Genomic DNA, 16,205 nt, shown 5'->3' with positions numbered 1-16,205 from the left:
CCGAAGAAGGCTGAGGATCAACCCCGCCTGCGCGGGGACCACTGACCGGTCCGATCATAGTCAGTCGCTTGCGTCTGTCTCCGGCAACAGCAGCTTCTTCTGAACCTTCCCCATCGCATTACGAGGCAAGGATTCGACCACGTGAATCTCACGAGGACGCTTGTGATTCGACAGCTCACGTGCCACGAAGTCGATCAGTTCCGTTTCGTCCGGTCGGCTGATCCCGGCCCGCGCGACGACGTACGAAACGATTCGCTGCCCCAAGTCGGAATCGGCAACGCCGATCACTGCTGCTTCAGCGACCGCTGGGTGCCCGAGCAACGTCGCCTCGATTTCTCCGGCGCCGACCCGGAAACCACCGGTTTTGATAAGGTCCACCGACTTTCGACCGACGATGCGGTGGAACCCCGCTGGGTCGATGACCGCGACATCGCCGGTGTCGAACCAGCCGTCGGTCCAGGTTTCGCTGGTCGCGTCCGGCCGGTTGAGGTAACCGTCGAACAGCATCGGCCCGCGGACCTGGAGTCCGCCGATGCTTTCACCGTCGTGTGGGACGGGGGCGCCGGATTCGTCGCGCAGCCGGGTTTCCACACCGCGCACGGGCAGGCCGACCCAGCCGGGGCGGCGTTCGCCGTCGGCGCGGGTGGACAGGGTGATCATGGTTTCGCTCATGCCGTAGCGCTCGACGGGCGCGTGGCCGGTGAGTTCGGCGAGGCGTTCGAAGACCGGCACGGGCAGCGGTGCGCTGCCGGAGACCAGCAGCCGCGCGTCGGCCAATTGCTTCGCCGCGTCCGGGTTTTCCGCGATGCGGGACCACACCGTCGGCACCCCGAAGTACAGGGTGCCGCGAGCGGCGGCGTAGGCCTCCGGCGTCGGCTTGCCGGTGTGGACGAGCGGGCTGCCGACCCGGAGCGCGCCGAGCACACCGAGGATGAGCCCGTGCACGTGGAACAGCGGAAGTCCGTGCACCAGAACGTCGTCGGCGGTCCACGACCAGGCTTCGGCGAGGGCGTCCAGACCCGCGGCGATGGCGCCGCGACTGAGCATCACGCCCTTGGGCAGGCCGGTGGTGCCGGAGGTGTAGAGCACGAAAGCCGTTGCCGCCGGGTCGGGTTCGGGATAGGTGTGCCACGACCTGGCATGCAACCGGACCGGGACCACCGGAAGGTGGGTACCCTCCGGCGCTTCGCCGAGCCAGGCCTGCGCACCGGAATCGGCCAGGATATGGGCGGATTCGGCGGCGCCGGCATCCGGTGGCACCGGCACGACCGTCACGCCTGCGATCAGGCAGCCGACCACGGCCAGCACGGTGGTCGCGGTGGGCCGGGCCAGCACCGCCACCCGGTCGGCGCGGGCGATGCGCTCGGCCACCGACGTCGCGGCGCCGAGCAGATCGCTGCGCGAGAGGGTGACGCCGTCGATGGTGACGGCGTCCGGGATATCCGCGCCCGCGGCGACGGCGAGCGGGTCCAGGGAGCGGAGCAGCAGCGGCGGACCGTAGGGCATCCGCTCACGCTACCGCGCCCGGTCCGAGCGACGCCTCCGGAGGAGGCACCTCGGCGTCACCATCGATGCACCGGGAGGGCCGCCCGAACCCACGGGTCCGGAGCAGGCAGCTCGCCCAGCAAGGCATCGGGAGCGACGCCCGCGTGCGCGGCGGGCGGCAGAAGCCGGGGGAGCGTCACCACAGCGGGCGGCGAAGCGTTGCCAACCCGATCCCGCGATGGGCCGGGCACCGTTGACACCCCCGATGACGCGGTGAGAAAGTAGTTGTACAACCTTCTCAACGGCGAGACGGGGTCCACGATGACCAGCACTTCGCGCGCGAGCATCGACTCGCGCACCGGCGAATTCGATATCCGCCGCCATATCGACGGTTCCGCCGCGCTCTTCGGCGCCGCCGCCAACGTCATCATGCAGCTGAGCCACCCGAGCGTCGGCTACGGCGTGCTGGAGAGCCCGGTGGACAGCGGCAAGATCCTGCTTCATCCGGTCAAGCGAACGCGCACCACGCTCACCTATCTGGCCGTGGCGATGCTGGGTAGCGAGGACGAACGCGCCGCCTACCGCGCGGCCGTCAACGGCTCACATCGCCCGGTGCGCTCGACCAAGTCCAGTCCCGTGCAGTACAACGCCTTCGATCCGCGCCTGCAACTGTGGGTGGCAGCCTGCCTGTACTGGGGCGGGCGCGATCTGCACGACCGTCTGCACGGCCCGATGGACGACGCCGCCGCCGACGCCTTCTACCGCCACGCCGCCCGGTTCGGCACCACCCTCCAGATGCCGGAACACCTGTGGCCGCCCGATCGCGCCGCCTTCGAGCGGTACTGGACCGAGAACCTGGCCGCCACCTCCATCGATCCGCCGGTGCGTGCGATGTTGAACGCCATCGTCGACCTGAAGATGTTCCCGCGGCCGATGCGGTTGCCCGCGGTGCTGCGCTTCCACCGCTTCGTCACCGCCGGGCTGCTGCCGCCGCATCTGCGCGAACAGATGGGCATGTGCTGGAGCGAGCAGGATGAGCGCAGGCTCGGCCGTTTCCTGCGCGGGGTCGGCGCGATCGAAGCCCGGCTTCCGGTGGCGGTGAAGACGTTCCCGGTCAACGCTTTTCTGGCCGATATGCGGCTGCGCCGCCGCCTGGGGAGGCCGCTGGTCTGAGCGTTCAGGGAATTCGGAACGACACCACCACGTGGTCGCGGGCGAATTCCCGCGCCGCCGCATCGTCATCGAGCGGGATCACCGTCTGCGGAGTGAGCGCCAGCGACAGCGCGGTTCTGGCGATCATCTCCGCCAGCGGTAGCGGGTCGTAGTCGGGCAGTTTGCCTTCACGCTGCAATCGGGTGATGAACTCCGCGACGTAATCGCGGCCGAGTTCGATCACCGGCGCACCCTTCACCGTCAGGTACGGCAACACGATCTCGGGTTCGGTCTGCAACAGCCGATCCAGCAGCTTGTTGCTGCGCAGGCCGGCGAGAAAGGCCACGAACAGCTCGACGATCTGATCCTCGGCGCCGGCGGCGCGCTCGATCTGGCGCTGCACCGCGGCGTCGACGCCGTCGATGAATTCGCGCGTCTGCTGTAACCCGACGGCTTGGATGAGGTCGGTCTTGCCCGCGAACCGCCGGTACAGCGTCGCCAGCGACAGTCCGCCGCGCCGCGCCACCTCACCCATGCTGGTGCGTTTGATGCCGAAGTCCAGGAACGCCAGCAGGGCCGCGGACAGCACGGTTTGATCCTGATCCTTGCGCTGGGTACGCACCAGCGGCAGCAGATCGGCCAGCGCCGCCATATCGGCACCTCCGCGAGAGTTGGCGAAACAATGACTGACCAAGCATTGCACAGTTTCATCGTCGATTGACACATAAGGTGAGCGAGTGAGAAGGTTTCCGCGTAACCTTCTCATCGGAAGTGAGGTCAACGATGACCGCTGTCGCGCCCGCCACCACCGGCGGACCCGTCCCGGCGCCACCGGCGGACTTCGTCGTCGAGGACTACATCGACGGCGTCTCCGCCTTCCTCGGCGGCACCGCCAACGTCATCATGCAGCTGGGCCTGCGCCCGGTCGCCTACGGCGTGCTGGAAAGCGATGTCGACAGCGGCAAGGTGATGGTGCATCCGCTCAAGCGCCTGCGCACCACGCTCACCTACCTCGCGGTCGCGATGATGGGCAGCGAGGCCGAACGCGCCGCCTACCGCGAGGCCGTCAACGGCTCGCACCGCAGCATCCGGTCCAAGCCGTCGAGCCCGGTGAAGTACAACGCCTTCGACCCGAACCTGCAACTGTGGGTGGCGGCCTGCCTGTACTGGGGCTTCGCCGACATGCTCGACAAACTGCGCGGCGGCATCGACGAGGACGCCGCGGACGCCTTCTATCAGCACAGCGTGCGCCTGGGCGCCACCCTCCAGATGCGTCCGGAGATGTGGCCCGCCGATCGCGCGGCCTTCGCCGAATACTGGGAGACCAACCTGGCCGCCACCGCGATCGACCCGGTGGTGCGCGACTATTTCAACGATCTGATCGACCTGAAGATGATGCCGCGGGTGGTGCAGGTGCTGTTCGCGCGGTTCCAGCGTTTCGTGGTCACCGGTGTGCTGCCGTGGCATCTGCGCCGGGAGATGGGCATGCGCTGGTCGGCGCGGGACCAGCGGCGTTTCGATCGGCTGATGCGGCTCATCGGCGCGATCGTCACCCGGCTGCCCGAGCCCGCCAGGATGTTCCCGTTGAACTTCTATCTCTGGGATCTACGCCGCCGCATGCGCAAGGGCCTGCCGCTGGTGTGAGCGGGCCGTGTCGCCGGCCGGTCAGCGTCCGGCCAGGGCACGCAGGAAGAAGCCGAGGTTGGCCGGCCGCTCGGCCAGCCTGCGCATGAGATAGCCATACCACTGGTCGCCGTAGGGCACGTACACCCGCATGGTGTTCCCGGCGGCGGCGATCCTGGCCTGTTCGTCCTCGCGGATGCCGTAGAGCATCTGATATTCGACATCGCCCGCACCGCGCCCGGTGTCGGCCAGCAGCCAGTCGGCGGCGGCGATCATCTCCGGATCGTGCGAGGCGACCATCGGATAGCCCTCGCCGCGCATGAGCGCATCGAGGCAGCGCCGATAGGAGGCGTCGACCTCGTCGCGGTGCTGATAGGCCACCTCTTCCGGTTCTCGATAGGCACCCTTGCACAACCGGATCCGCGAACCGGGGCCGGCGAAATCCCGGCAGTCGGCCTCGGTGCGGCGCAGATAGGCCTGCAATACCGTGCCGAGCCACGGGAACTCCTCGCGCAGTTCGGACACGGTCGCCAGGGTGGCATCGGTGGTGGTGTGGTCCTCGGCGTCGACGGTGACCCAGATGCCCGACTGCACCGCTTTGGTGCACAACGTCCGCAGGTTCTCGGTGGCGATGGCGGGTCCGTCATCGGGCAGCGCCTGCCCCAGCGCCGACAGTTTCACCGATACCTCGAGCGGCGCCGCACCCGTGGGACCGAGCGAAACATCCAGTGCGGACAGGTCGTTGAGCAGCGACAGATACTCCGCGACCGCCGCGTCGGCCTGCGCGCGGTCGGTGGTGTTCTCGCCGAGATAGTCCACGCTCACCGCGCGCCCGCTCGCGAGCAGCTGCCTGGCCACCGGGATCAGCTCGGCCCTGGTCTCCCCCGCCACGAATCGCCGCACGATGTCCGCGGTCACCGGCGTGCCGGTGACCAGCCGTTTCAGCCGCGGCGACCCGGCAGCGGCGAGGATGGCGGGCCGTAGCGGATTCACGCCTGCTGTCCCATATGCGGGTACCGGTGATCGTCGGGTGGGACGAAGGTCTCCTTGATCACTCGCGGCGCGACCCAGCGCAGCAGGTTCAGCGGCGAGCCGGCCTTGTCGTCGGTGCCGGAGGCGCGCGCCCCGCCGAAGGGCTGCTGCCCGACGACCGCGCCGGTGGGCTTGTCGTTGACGTAGAAGTTGCCCGCCGCGAACCGCAACGCCGCCGACGCCTGCTCGATGGCATGCCGGTCCTGGGCGAACACCGCGCCGGTCAGCGCGTAGGGCGCCGCCGACTCCACCTCCGACAGTATCGACGAATAGGCGCCGGGCTCGCCGTCGTCGTAGACGTGCACCGACAGGATCGGGCCGAAATACTCTGTGGTGAAGGCCTCATCGCGCGGATCGTCGGCCAGCAGCACCGTCGGCCGGACGAACCAGCCCTCACTATCGTCGTAGCCGCCGCCGACCGGGATGCTCAGCCCGGCCGAGCGGGCGCGTTCGATGGCGGCCACGCTCTTGTCGTAGGCGCGCCGATCGATCAGCGCGCCACCGAAATTGGACAGATCGGCGACGTCACCGTAGGCGAGGTTCCGGGTCAGATCCAGGAAGTCGTCGCCCATCTGCCGCCACAGGGAACGGGGCAGATAGGCGCGGGAGGCCGCCGAACACTTCTGGCCCTGATATTCGTAGGCCCCGCGGACGAGCGCGGTGGTCAGGGCCGCGGGATCGGCCGAGGCATGCGCGACGATGAAATCCTTACCGCCGGTCTCCCCCACCAACCGCGGATAGCCGTGGTACTTGCCGATATTCGCGCCGACCTGACGCCACAGGAACTGGAAGGTCGTGGTGGAGCCGGTGAAGTGGATGCCGGCCAGCCGCGGGTCGGCCAGCGCCACCTCCGACAGATCGACGCCGTCGCCGGTGACCATATTGATCACCCCGGGCGGCAGACCCGCCGCTTCCAGCAACCGCATCGTGTAATACGCGGCCAGCGTCTGGGTGGGCGACGGCTTCCACACCACGGTATTGCCCATGAGCGCCGGCGCGGTGGGCAGATTGCCCGCGATGGCGGTGAAGTTGAAGGGGGTGATGGCGTAGACGAAACCCTCGAGCGGCCGGTAGTCCATCCGGTTCCACACACCCGCGCTGGATCGGGGTTGCTGTTCGAGGATCTCGCGGGCGAAGGCGACGTTGAACCGCCAGAAATCGATCAGCTCGCACGGGGCGTCGATCTCGGCCTGCTGCACCGATTTCGACTGGCCGAGCATGGTGGCGGCGGCGATGGTTTCCCGCCACGGCCCGGACAGCAGATCGGCCGCGCGCAGCAGCACCGCCGCGCGTTCGTCGAACGGCAGCGCGCGCCAGCCGGGTGCGGCGGCGATGGCGGCATCGATGGCGCCGCTCGCTTCGGAATGGGTGGTATCGGTGTAGGTGCCCAGGACCTGGCGGTGCCGGTGCGGGGCGACGATCTCGTGCCTCGCGCCGACGCCCGGCCGGTGTTTACCGCCGATCACCAGCGGTATCTCGACTCTCTCGGCGGAGATGGCGGCCAGCTTGCTCGCCAGCCGCTCCCGCTCGGGACTGCCCGGTGCGTAGCTGTGCACCGGCTCGTTCGCAGGGGCAGGGACAACCGTGACAGCGTCCATAACCCAGGCTAACTCCGGTGTGGCGCGTGGCGCAGAAACCACGCCCACCTGCACCGAAGCAGTTTGCCGGTAGTGCAGGGAGCAGGGACGGGTGCGGCAGGCGCGCGGCGATGCGGCCGGGCCCGGCCCTCAGCCCGCGGCGAGCCGGGTGGCCGCTTCGGCGATCCGCTCGTCGGTGGCGGTCAGCGCGATGCGCACATGCTCGGCGCCGGCCGGACCGTAGAAATCGCCGGGGGCGGCGAGGATGCCGCGTTCGGCCAGCCAGTCGAGGGTGTCGCGGCAGGGTTCGTCACGGCTGGACCACAGGTACAGGCCCGCCTCGGAATGGTCGATGCGGAACCCCGCGGCCAGCAGTGCGGTGCGCAGCGTGTCGCGGCGGGCGCGGTACCGCTCACGCTGCTGGTTCTCGTGGGTGTCGTCGCCGAGCGCGGCCGTCATCGCGGCCTGGATCGGGAACGGCACCATCATCCCGGAGTGCTTGCGCACCTCGAGCAGTTCGGCGATGAGTGCGGCGTCGCCGGTCACGAAACCCGCACGGTAACTGGCCAGGTTCGACGTCTTCGACAGCGAGTGCACCGCGAGCAGACCGGTGTGGTCGCCGTCGCAGACCTCGGGATCGAGCACCGACACGGCCCGACCTTCCCAGCTCAAACCCAGGTAGCACTCGTCGGAGGCGACGATGGCCCCGCGTTCGCGGGCGAACGCGACGACCTTGCGCAGATGCTCGACCCCGAGCACCTTGCCGGTCGGGTTCGACGGCGAGTTGAGGTAGATCAGCGCGGGTGACTGCGGGCCGAGCTGGGTCAGCCCATCCGCGCGGGCGATCCGAGTACCGGCCAGCAGGGCGCCGACCTCATAGGTCGGGTAGGCGACCTCGGGGATCACCACCAGGTCGTCGACGCCGAGGCCGAGCAGCCGCGGCAGTCCGGCGATCAGCTCTTTGGTGCCGATCACCGGAAGTACGGCCGCCGGATCGATCCCACTGATCCCGTACCGCCGCCGCAACGCCGCCACCGCGGCCGCACGCAGCGCGGGGGTGCCGTGCGTGGTCGGATAGCCGGGAACCTCGGCGACCGAATTCAGCGCCGCGCGGATCAGCGGATCGACCGGATCGACCGGCGTACCGACCGAGAGGTCGACGATCCCACCCGGATGCGCGGCGGCTTTCGCCTTGGCGCCCGCGATGGTGTCCCACGGGAAATCGGGAAGCAGCGAACTGACCCGCACCCGGGCCGCGTGACCGGTACTCGACAACCCAGCGCTCACTCAGCAGCCATGGGCGGCAGTTCCTTGATGAACGGCGGGTCGTAATCGACCTTGCCCACCTTGGTCGCGCCGCCGGGCGAACCCAGCTCGTCGAAGAAGTCCACGTTGGCGTTGATGTAGCCGCTCCACTGATCCGGGGTGTCGTCTTCGTAGAAGATCGCCTCGACGGGGCAAACCGGCTCACACGCACCACAGTCCACGCACTCGTCGGGTTGGATGTACAGCATGCGAGCGCCCTCGTAGATGCAATCCACGGGGCATTCCTCGATGCACGCCTTGTCCTTCACGTCAACGCACGGTTCAGCGATGATGTACGGCACTGCCGTTCTCCTAGTCTGTCCTCACCTCGGGGGTACTGCGCCCGGCACAAGTATCCCTGGCGCCTCACACGTTACCCTCGGTCAGCCTGCCCTAACTTCGAGCGGTGGCTCAGTGGATGGATAGTTCGAGTCCCGCCACGGGCCCACGACCCGCCGGAACACCATAGGTGGTGGTGCGTTCGCGGACCGGACGGCCGATGCCCGCGGCGATCTCGGTGAGTTCGGCCACGGTCTTGGCCGACCCGTGTTGCGAGCCGGCCATGCGGGAGATGGTCTCCTCCATCAGCGTGCCACCGAGATCGTTGGCCCCGCTCTCCAGCATCACCCTGGTGCCGGTGGTGCCCAGTTTCACCCAGCTGGTCTGGATGTTGTCGATGCGCCCGTGCAGCATGATCCTGGCCAGCGCGTGCACCGCCCGATTGTCCCGGTTGGTCGGCCCCGGCCGCGCCGCGCCCGCCAGATACAGCGGGGCACTCTGATGCACGAACGGCAGCGGCACGAACTCGGTGAAACCGCCGGTGCGATCCTGGATATCGCGCAGCACCCGCAGGTGCCCGACCCAATGCTTCGGGTTGTCGACGTGGCCGTACATCATCGTCGAACTCGACCGGATCCCGACCTCGTGCGCGGTGGTGATGACGTCGATCCAGGCCGAGGCGGGCAGTTTGCCCTTGGTGAGCACCCAGCGCACCTCGTCGTCGAGGATTTCCGCGGCGGTTCCCGGAATAGTGTCGAGCCCGGCTTCCTGCAGCGCCACCAGCCAGTCGCGCACGCTCTGCCCGCCGCGCGAGGCGCCGTTGACGATCTCCATCGGCGAGAAGGCGTGCACATGCATCGACGGCACCCGCGCCTTCACCGCCCGCACCAGGTCCGCGTACCCGGTGACCGGCAGATCCGGATCGATGCCGCCCTGCATACACACCTCGGTGGCGCCGTCGACATGCGCCTCCCAGGCCCGGTCGGCGACCTCGTCGGTGCTCAGGGTGAACGCGTCGGCGTCGCCCTTGCGCTGGGCGAACGCGCAGAACCGGCAGCCGGTGTAGCAGATATTGGTGAAGTTGATATTGCGGTTCACCACGTAGGTGACCTCGTCGCCGCAGACCTCGCGGCGCAGGCCGTCCGCGAGTGCGGCGACCGCTTCCAGGTCGGCGCCGTCGGCGGTGGCCAGCGCCAGGTACTGCGCGTCGGACAGGCCGGCCGGATCGCGTTCGGCGGCGCGCAGCGCGTCGAGCACGTCGGCGTCGAGGCGTTCTGGGGTCGCGGCCAGGTCGCGGGCCTGTTCGCGCACGGTGTCCCAATCGCCGAAGGCGCTGCCCAGATCGCTGCGGGTATCGGTATTGCGGCCGTCGGTGTCGATGGCGGTGTTGAGGTCGACGCGCCCGGCCGACTCCCAGGATTCGTCGGGTTCCTGCCAGGGCAGTCCGACCGGAATGGTGTCCGGCCTGGCCAGGCCGGTTTCCGGATCGGTCAGCGCGGCCACGTGCGCCCCGATGCGCGGATCCACCCACGGGTTGCCCGCGAGCACGTACTTCGGATGCGCGGAGGTGCGTTCGACCAGCTCGAATCCGGCGGCGGCGGTGAGTTCGGCGAGGGTGTCGAGGTTGGGCCAGGGGCGTTCGGGGTTGACGTGATCGGGTGTCACCGGCGAAACCCCGCCCCAGTCGTCGATACCCGCGCCGAGCAGCGCGGTGCACTCGGCCTGCGAGACCAGGTTCGGCGGGGCCTGCACGGGGACATCGGGGCCGAGCAGCAGCCTGGTCACCGCGATGGCGGCCAGGAATTCGTCGATGTTCGCGTCGGGGGCGTCGCGCATGGCGGTGTCGTCCTTGGCGCGGAAGTTCTGCACGATGACTTCCTGGATATGCCCGAATGCCTTGTGCTGCTTGCGGATCGCCATGATCGACTCGGCCCGCTCGGCCATCGTCTCACCGATGCCGACCAGAATGCCGGTGGTGTAGGGCACCGAGAGCCTGCCCGCGTCGGTGATGGCGCGCAGCCGCACCGCCGGATCCTTGTCCGGGCTGCCGTAATGGCAGTTGCCCTTCTCGGTGAACAACCTGGTCGCGGTGGTCTCCAGCATCATGCCCATGGACTGGGCCACCGGCTTGAGCCGCGAGATCTCCTCCCAGCTCATGACCCCTGGGTTCAGGTGCGGTAGCAGACCGGTCTCCTCCAGCACCAGGATCGAGACCGCGCGCAGATAGTCGAGGGTGGAGTCGTAGCCGCGTTCATCGAGCCACTGGGCGGCCTCCGGCCAGCGGTCCTCCGGCCGATCACCGAGGGTGAACAGCGCCTCCTTGCAGCCCAGCTCCGCCCCGCGCCGCGCGATGTCGAGCACCTCATCCGGCTCCAGGAACATCCCCCGGCCCTCGGCGCGCAGCTTGCCGGGCACGGTGACGAAGGTGCAGTAGTGGCATTTGTCCCGGCACAGGTGGGTGAGCGGGATGAAGACATTGCGCGAATAGGTGATCGTCCGGGGCCTGCCCGCCGATTCCAGGCCTGCATCACGCACCCTGGCCGCGCTGCGGCACAGATCGGCGAGGTCGTCGCCGGTGGCGTGCAGCAAGACCGTGGCCTCGTCGACATTCAGGGTCACCCCGTCGCGGGCCCGGCGCAGGGCCCGGCGCATGGCCGATGAGCTCGGCGGTGGGGACGGAACGGTCGGCTCGGGTAGGTCGATCACGCCCTCGATCATGCGCCACACATCCGGAACTGTCTCCCTCCAGGCTTGTGAGCGTTGACAACTCCCCGGCCTCGCGGGCTATTCCAGCCACGGCGTGCCACGATGGCAATCATGTCGCAGCCGCGCACGATCATGGCCGAGCCGGCCTGGCGTCCGAGTCCCCAAGCGAAACTGCTCTGGACCCTGCAATCGGTGCTGGCCTGGCTCATCCCGCTGGTGGCGCTGCTGGTCTGGGCGGCCTTCGACTCGGCTCATCGTTCGCTGCAGGGCACGGCCACCGTGCTCGTCCTCGTGATCGCGGCGATCAGCATCGCCGTGGTGCCGTGGTGGCGCTACCGGGTGCATCGCTGGGAAGTCACCGATCAGGCGGTGTACACGCGGGTCGGCTGGCTGACCCAGGAGAGCCGGGTCGCGCCGATCTCGCGCATCCAGACCGTCGACACCGAACGCGGGCCACTGGAGCGTCTGCTGGGGCTGGCGACGGTCACCGTCACCACGGCGTCCTCGGCGGGCGCGGTGGAGATCAGCGGGCTGGAACAGCCGGTGGCCGAGCAGACGGTGACCCGGCTGACCGAGATCGCGGCGCTGCACCGCGGAGACGCGACATGAGCGCAGCACCCGGCGGTGGGCCCGGCGCCGGCCAGTCGGGGCCGCAGGCCGAGCGACCGGAGCCGCAGGCCGAGCTATCTGGGCCGCAGGCCGAGCTCTCGAGGCCGCAGGCCGAACTGCCCTGGCTGCGGCTGGACAAGCGGATGCTGCTGGTGCATCCGGTCGACGAAGTCGTCCGGTTCATCCCGGTGCTGCTCGGCACGCTGATCCTCGGCACCAGCAGCGGCAATCACGGGTGGAGCGTCATCCCGTTCGTCGCTATCGTCGGCTACGCGCTCACCCGCTGGTTCACCACCACCTACCGGGTCGGGCCGACCCACGTCGAACTGCGCACCGGCTTACTCCAGCGCAAGAAACTGGCGGTGCCGCGTTCCCGGATCCGGTCGGTGGACATCGAGGCCGACCTGCTGCACCGGATCCTCGGGCTCGCGGTACTGGCCATCGGCACCGGCCGGCACGCCGAATCCGGGGAGAAATTCCAGCTCGACGCCCTGGACGCGGACGTGGTGCCCGCGCTGCGCACCGAACTGCTCGCGCACACCAGGGATCCACACGTCGACGCCGACCGGCCCGAAGGTCCACCGCCGCAGGCCGAACTCGACGCCACCGGGCTCACCACCGACGCCGCCCGGGTGGATCGTGGCCGCGAGATCGGGCACTGGCGCGCGGCCTGGGTGCGCTACGCGCCGCTGTCGCTGACCGGTTTCGCCATCGTCGCGCCGATCGTCGGCGTCGGGTTCCAGTACGGCCTCGGCGAAGTGGTGTTCCGCTCGGACGCGGTGCATTCGGTCGAGGGTCGCGGCACGCTGCTGCTGATCCTGTTCGGACTCGGACTGCTGATCGCGGTCGTCCTGGTGACGAGCCTGGCCGCCTGCGCGCACTACCTCGCGACCTATTTCGGCCTACGGGTCACCGATAACGGCACCACCCTGCATCTGCGTTACGGCCTGTTCACCACCAGGCAGGTCACCCTCGATCTCGCGCGGTTCCGCGGTGCCACCGTCAACGAGCCGCTGCTGCTGCGCCTGGCCGGCGGTGCCGCGCTCGAGGCCATCATGACCGGGCAGAACCCGCGTCAGAAGATCCTGCCGCAGGCGCCGCGTGCCGCCGTCGACCACACTCTCGCGCACCTGCTGAGCCCGCATGCGGCGAAGTATCCGGCCGGGACCTCCCACGCCCGCGCCGCCGGGATGAGCGCTCCCGCGATCGTCGCGGCCGCGGCACCCGCGCGGGTGGAGCTCACCCCGCACGGCCCGGCCGCGCGGCGCCGCCGCTACACCCACGCCATGTGGCCGGTCCCCGTGGTCGCCGCCGTGCTGCTGCTCTCCGCTCTGACCGGTGCATCGATCTCCCCGTGGTGGTGGCTGCTTCCGGCCGCCCTGATCCCGCTCACCGCGGCACTGGCCGAGGATCGCTACCGCGGCCTCGGACACGCCGTCCTCCCCGCCACCGCGACCGCCCCCACCTGGCTGATCACCCGCTCCGGTTCCCTCGACCGCGACCGCGACTGCCTGGAAGCGCCCGGCATCATCGGCTGGACCGTCCGCCAGACGTTCTGGCAACGCCGCGCCGGCCTGGCCACCGTCACCGCCGCCACCGCCGCAGGCAAAAAGCGCTACCACGTCATCGACCTACCGCTCGATCAGGCATGGGCTCTCATCGAGACGGTGACACCGGGCCGGCTGGGAACGAAATAGCCCGAGACTCAACATAATCGCGCTACCGTGCGGAGTAGCCGACCCACCTGAGTCCCCGATACGATGTGAGGGTCGACACAGCACACCGGAGGGGCAGTGGCTGTTTTCATCAGCTATCACAGCAGCAAGCGCGCTGTCGTCGAACATATGGCGAACTACTTTGCCCGCCACGACATCTCCACCTGGTACGCGCCGCGCGATGTTCCGCCCGGTTCGAGCTGGGATGAGGCTATTTCACACGCAATCCGAGAGTCCACCGCACTTGTTCTGTTGTTCTGCGCCTCCGCCGATTCCAGTGTTCACGTCAAGCGGGAGATCCATCTGGCCGACAAGGCCAAGATCCCGATCTACTGGGTCCGGTTGGAGAAGGTGCAGCCCGAACGACTCGGGTACTACTTGGCCCCGACCCAGTGGGTCGACTGGCTCGATCAACGTGACAGCACCCTCGACGCCCTCGTCGGCGACCTCAAACGTCCGTCGGTGGAAGGCCGTGCCCTCGAACCGAAACGGGGAGCCACCCCCCACGAGAACGAGACTGTCAGCCCATGGCCTGCGACCACGATTGCCTTCGACAACGATCGGCTGGCTGCTGAAGCCGCAGCACACGTCTACTTCCGGATCGCACAGGATTCACCGGACCGAAGCCTGGTCCTGCCAACCGGCCGAACCGCCACACAGCTCTTCCGCGCAATGCACCGGACGGCACAGCAGTATGCACCGGATCCCTTCGGCGAGGCGAAAATCATCACCGACACGGAGACATTCGGTGTCTTCGAACGCCATCACACCTCGCGTACCAGGCATGTACTGGAGACGTTGATCGAACCACTCACCGAACGTGGGCTCGGGCCGCGCCCGGAGCAGCTGCATCTACTGTCCGGGCAGATCACCGACCGCGATCCGCTGGTCCAGGCGCAGCGGGTGATTCGGGTGTGGCCACCGGCTGTCCACGCCCTCTCGATATCGCCGGCCGGTGAAGTACTCGGGTACGAGGTCGGGATGTACACCGACCCCGAGCACATCGTCGGTGACGGGTGCCGCATCGTCGAACTGACCGAACACGGGCGTAGGTACATCGATCCCAACCAACCCTCCAGATCCGTATTGACGATCGGACTCGCGGCGGCGCTGGAATGTCCCGGGCTGATGGTGCTGGCACTGGACATGAGCAAGGCCAGAATCCTGCATCAGATGACACATCACCCGGAAACAGCGGGTGTGCCCGCAACTCTATTGCGCCGCAACACAACCGCGGCGATCGTGACCACACGATCGATCGCCGAGGCAGCAGCAATACGGGATTTCCGGACCCCGACATCGGCGGAAGAAGGTAGTGAATGGATTCTCAGCAGCTTCAACTGAAAGCGTCCCCCCGAATAGTGGTCGCCGGCATGGCCACCATCGATTACCTCTACGTGCTGGACAGTCATCCACTCGAAGACACCGAGAATCCGGTGCGACGACACTCGGTAGTCATCGGCGGACCGGCCGGGCGGGGCGCCATCGCGGCTGCACGCCTCGGCATGGGCAACGTCCAGCTCAGTGCCATGTGTGGTGTGGGCGTGCACGCTGAAGTATTGCGGCAACAATTGGCGGAGGAGCCGATTGATACCACCTTTCACGAAACCGAGCAGCCCAGTCAGCATTCAAGCGTAATCCTGGCCGCGGACACCGGTAGCCGGACGACCATTTGGACCGCGCAGCCGCGGGCCGATGCGGCCATGCTGGCCTCATTACCCGACCTGTTCGTCGGCGCCGATGTCGTCCTGCTGGACTGCACCGATCCGGTTCTGAGCAAGTCCGCGATTTCAACGTGCCGCGCGCTCGGCATTCCCACTGTGATCGACACCGGCGGGTACAAAGAGTCCAGCGAGGAATTCCTCGCCGACGTGGACTACATCGTCTCGCCCGAGAAGTTCTTCACGCGCAGGCATCCCGACCTCGATCTCCAGAGCAGTATGGCCAAGGCGTTCGCTGATTTCCAGCCGAAAGCGCTGGTATCGACTCGCGGGGCGGCGGGCGGTGTGTACCTGGATGGCAGGGGCACCGCCGAATACGACGCGCTGGCGGTCGATCCTGTCGATACCTGCGGCGCGGGCGACACTTTCCATGGCGCATTCGCATGGGCGGTCGGCGCGGGCGCGGATATCGAGTGGACATTGCGGATTGCGGCGTGGTCGGCAGGGCGCAAGTGCGCGGTTTTCGGCAACGACGGCATTCCCGGGCGCGCGGAGCTGGCCGAATGGCTGAACGCCGGCAATGTCCGGGTCGGGGAACCATGAGCGCAGCCGACGATCCGGTATGGGCAAGGCTGACCGATCAGATCAGCTGGTACAGCACGAGGAGCTCGCAGGCTCAGCGCGCCTACCGTCGGGTGAAGTTCGGCCAGATCGTCGTGGGCTCGACCGTGCCGGTCCTCGCGGCGCTATCGGCCCCGGCGACGGTCACCGCGGCGGTCGCGGTGACCGTCGTCGTCGCCGAGGGCGCGCAGCAGCTGTTCCAGTGGCACACCAACTGGATGCTGTATCGGTCCACTGCCGAAGCACTGAAACACGAGAAGTTCCTCTACCTCGCGAGTACTGGACCATATGCGGGTCCCGACGCTCGGGCAGTCCTCGCGGCGCGGGTGGAGAGTCTCGTATCCGACACCAACACCACATGGGCTGCTGAACTCGAGCGGCAGGCTGGTAGCTCGGGCGGCCCGCCGGTGACGATTCCCGAGAGCCTCTGATTCTGGAGC

At 68.2% G+C, this 16,205-nt stretch carries 14 protein-coding genes; 7 read left to right on the top strand and 7 right to left on the bottom strand.

Annotated features, from left to right (window positions below):
• Positions 1–60: 60 nt before the first annotated feature.
• Positions 61–1,506 carry an acyl-CoA synthetase gene (locus AC5W7N_RS16505; protein ID WP_194990731.1) on the bottom strand — a complete coding sequence of 482 codons (1,446 nt, stop codon included), beginning with the start codon at positions 1,504–1,506 and terminating at the stop codon, positions 61–63.
• A gap of 300 nt (positions 1,507–1,806) precedes the next feature.
• Between AC5W7N_RS16505 and AC5W7N_RS16500 the strand changes: the two genes are divergently transcribed.
• Entirely contained in the window at positions 1,807–2,658 is an 852-nt protein-coding gene (locus tag AC5W7N_RS16500) for an oxygenase MpaB family protein (RefSeq protein ID WP_194990730.1), read from the top strand.
• Between the two features lie 4 nt (positions 2,659–2,662).
• On the opposite strand, the gene AC5W7N_RS16495 is transcribed toward AC5W7N_RS16500, so the two are convergent.
• On the bottom strand, positions 2,663–3,289 hold the full coding sequence (locus tag AC5W7N_RS16495; protein WP_194990729.1) for a TetR/AcrR family transcriptional regulator: 627 nt from the start codon (positions 3,287–3,289) through the stop codon (positions 2,663–2,665).
• Between the two features lie 131 nt (positions 3,290–3,420).
• Between AC5W7N_RS16495 and AC5W7N_RS16490 the strand changes: the two genes are divergently transcribed.
• A complete protein-coding gene (locus AC5W7N_RS16490) occupies positions 3,421–4,281 on the top strand; it encodes an oxygenase MpaB family protein (RefSeq protein ID WP_163809187.1) in 861 nt (286 codons plus the stop codon).
• Positions 4,282–4,302: 21 nt separating this feature from the next.
• Here AC5W7N_RS16490 and AC5W7N_RS16485 read toward each other — a convergent pair whose 3' ends face one another.
• The 5 genes from AC5W7N_RS16485 to AC5W7N_RS16465 all read right to left on the bottom strand — a co-directional run bounded on the left by AC5W7N_RS16485 (position 4,303) and on the right by AC5W7N_RS16465 (position 11,171).
• Positions 4,303–5,253: a proline dehydrogenase family protein gene (locus AC5W7N_RS16485; RefSeq protein ID WP_194990728.1), complete on the bottom strand. Its 951-nt coding sequence runs from the start codon at positions 5,251–5,253 to the stop codon at positions 4,303–4,305.
• Positions 5,250–6,890: an L-glutamate gamma-semialdehyde dehydrogenase gene (pruA, locus tag AC5W7N_RS16480; RefSeq protein WP_195006775.1), complete on the bottom strand. Its 1,641-nt coding sequence runs from the start codon at positions 6,888–6,890 to the stop codon at positions 5,250–5,252. The genes AC5W7N_RS16485 and pruA overlap by 4 nt, the downstream gene beginning before the upstream one ends.
• A 129-nt stretch (positions 6,891–7,019) precedes the next feature.
• Positions 7,020–8,117 (bottom strand): succinyldiaminopimelate transaminase, encoded by a 1,098-nt coding sequence (gene dapC / locus AC5W7N_RS16475; protein WP_194990335.1) that lies wholly within the window; start codon positions 8,115–8,117, stop codon positions 7,020–7,022.
• A 35-nt stretch (positions 8,118–8,152) separates the two neighbouring features.
• Positions 8,153–8,476 (bottom strand): ferredoxin, encoded by a 324-nt coding sequence (gene fdxA, locus AC5W7N_RS16470; protein ID WP_014352705.1) that lies wholly within the window; start codon positions 8,474–8,476, stop codon positions 8,153–8,155.
• Between the two features lie 109 nt (positions 8,477–8,585).
• Complete coding sequence (locus AC5W7N_RS16465) at positions 8,586–11,171, bottom strand: bifunctional FO biosynthesis protein CofGH (RefSeq protein ID WP_194990334.1); 2,586 nt, start codon at positions 11,169–11,171, stop codon at positions 8,586–8,588.
• Positions 11,172–11,270: 99 nt separating this feature from the next.
• Between AC5W7N_RS16465 and AC5W7N_RS16460 the strand changes: the two genes are divergently transcribed.
• The 5 genes from AC5W7N_RS16460 (at position 11,271) to AC5W7N_RS16440 (ending at position 16,196) form a co-directional block, all read left to right on the top strand.
• Positions 11,271–11,768 (top strand): PH domain-containing protein, encoded by a 498-nt coding sequence (locus tag AC5W7N_RS16460; RefSeq protein WP_194990333.1) that lies wholly within the window; start codon positions 11,271–11,273, stop codon positions 11,766–11,768.
• The gene (locus tag AC5W7N_RS16455; protein WP_495921852.1) at positions 11,765–13,465 is read left to right on the top strand and encodes a PH domain-containing protein; all 1,701 of its coding nucleotides are present in this window, start codon (positions 11,765–11,767) and stop codon (positions 13,463–13,465) included. The genes AC5W7N_RS16460 and AC5W7N_RS16455 overlap by 4 nt, the downstream gene beginning before the upstream one ends.
• A gap of 96 nt (positions 13,466–13,561) precedes the next feature.
• Positions 13,562–14,827: a TIR domain-containing protein gene (locus AC5W7N_RS16450; RefSeq protein ID WP_495921851.1), complete on the top strand. Its 1,266-nt coding sequence runs from the start codon at positions 13,562–13,564 to the stop codon at positions 14,825–14,827.
• A complete protein-coding gene (locus tag AC5W7N_RS16445; RefSeq protein WP_495921850.1) occupies positions 14,803–15,747 on the top strand; it encodes a PfkB family carbohydrate kinase in 945 nt (314 codons plus the stop codon). The genes AC5W7N_RS16450 and AC5W7N_RS16445 overlap by 25 nt, the downstream gene beginning before the upstream one ends.
• Positions 15,744–16,196 carry a DUF4231 domain-containing protein gene (locus tag AC5W7N_RS16440; RefSeq protein WP_495921849.1) on the top strand — a complete coding sequence of 151 codons (453 nt, stop codon included), beginning with the start codon at positions 15,744–15,746 and terminating at the stop codon, positions 16,194–16,196. Before AC5W7N_RS16445 ends, AC5W7N_RS16440 begins: the two co-directional genes overlap by 4 nt.
• Positions 16,197–16,205: the final 9 nt, after the last annotated feature.

The sequence above is a fragment of the Nocardia sp. CDC519 genome (assembly GCF_059509835.1).
Note: the sequence above shows the minus strand (reverse complement) of the source record. Positions and strands in the feature narration are given on the sequence as shown.

Excerpts from the sequence above, each read along its gene's own strand:
- AC5W7N_RS16460 (WP_194990333.1), top strand. The coding sequence starts at position 11,271 with ATGTCGCAGCCGCGCACGATCATGGCCGAGCCGGCCTGGCGTCCGAGT.
- AC5W7N_RS16490 (WP_163809187.1), top strand. The coding sequence starts at position 3,421 with ATGACCGCTGTCGCGCCCGCCACCACCGGCGGACCCGTCCCGGCGCCA.
- AC5W7N_RS16440 (WP_495921849.1), top strand. The coding sequence starts at position 15,744 with ATGAGCGCAGCCGACGATCCGGTATGGGCAAGGCTGACCGATCAGATC.
- AC5W7N_RS16455 (WP_495921852.1), top strand. The coding sequence starts at position 11,765 with ATGAGCGCAGCACCCGGCGGTGGGCCCGGCGCCGGCCAGTCGGGGCCG.
- AC5W7N_RS16465 (WP_194990334.1), bottom strand. The coding sequence starts at position 11,171 with ATGATCGAGGGCGTGATCGACCTACCCGAGCCGACCGTTCCGTCCCCA.
- AC5W7N_RS16495 (WP_194990729.1), bottom strand. The coding sequence starts at position 3,289 with ATGGCGGCGCTGGCCGATCTGCTGCCGCTGGTGCGTACCCAGCGCAAG.
- AC5W7N_RS16505 (WP_194990731.1), bottom strand. The coding sequence starts at position 1,506 with ATGCCCTACGGTCCGCCGCTGCTGCTCCGCTCCCTGGACCCGCTCGCC.
- pruA (WP_195006775.1), bottom strand. The coding sequence starts at position 6,890 with ATGGACGCTGTCACGGTTGTCCCTGCCCCTGCGAACGAGCCGGTGCAC.
- AC5W7N_RS16500 (WP_194990730.1), top strand. The coding sequence starts at position 1,807 with ATGACCAGCACTTCGCGCGCGAGCATCGACTCGCGCACCGGCGAATTC.
- AC5W7N_RS16445 (WP_495921850.1), top strand. The coding sequence starts at position 14,803 with ATGGATTCTCAGCAGCTTCAACTGAAAGCGTCCCCCCGAATAGTGGTC.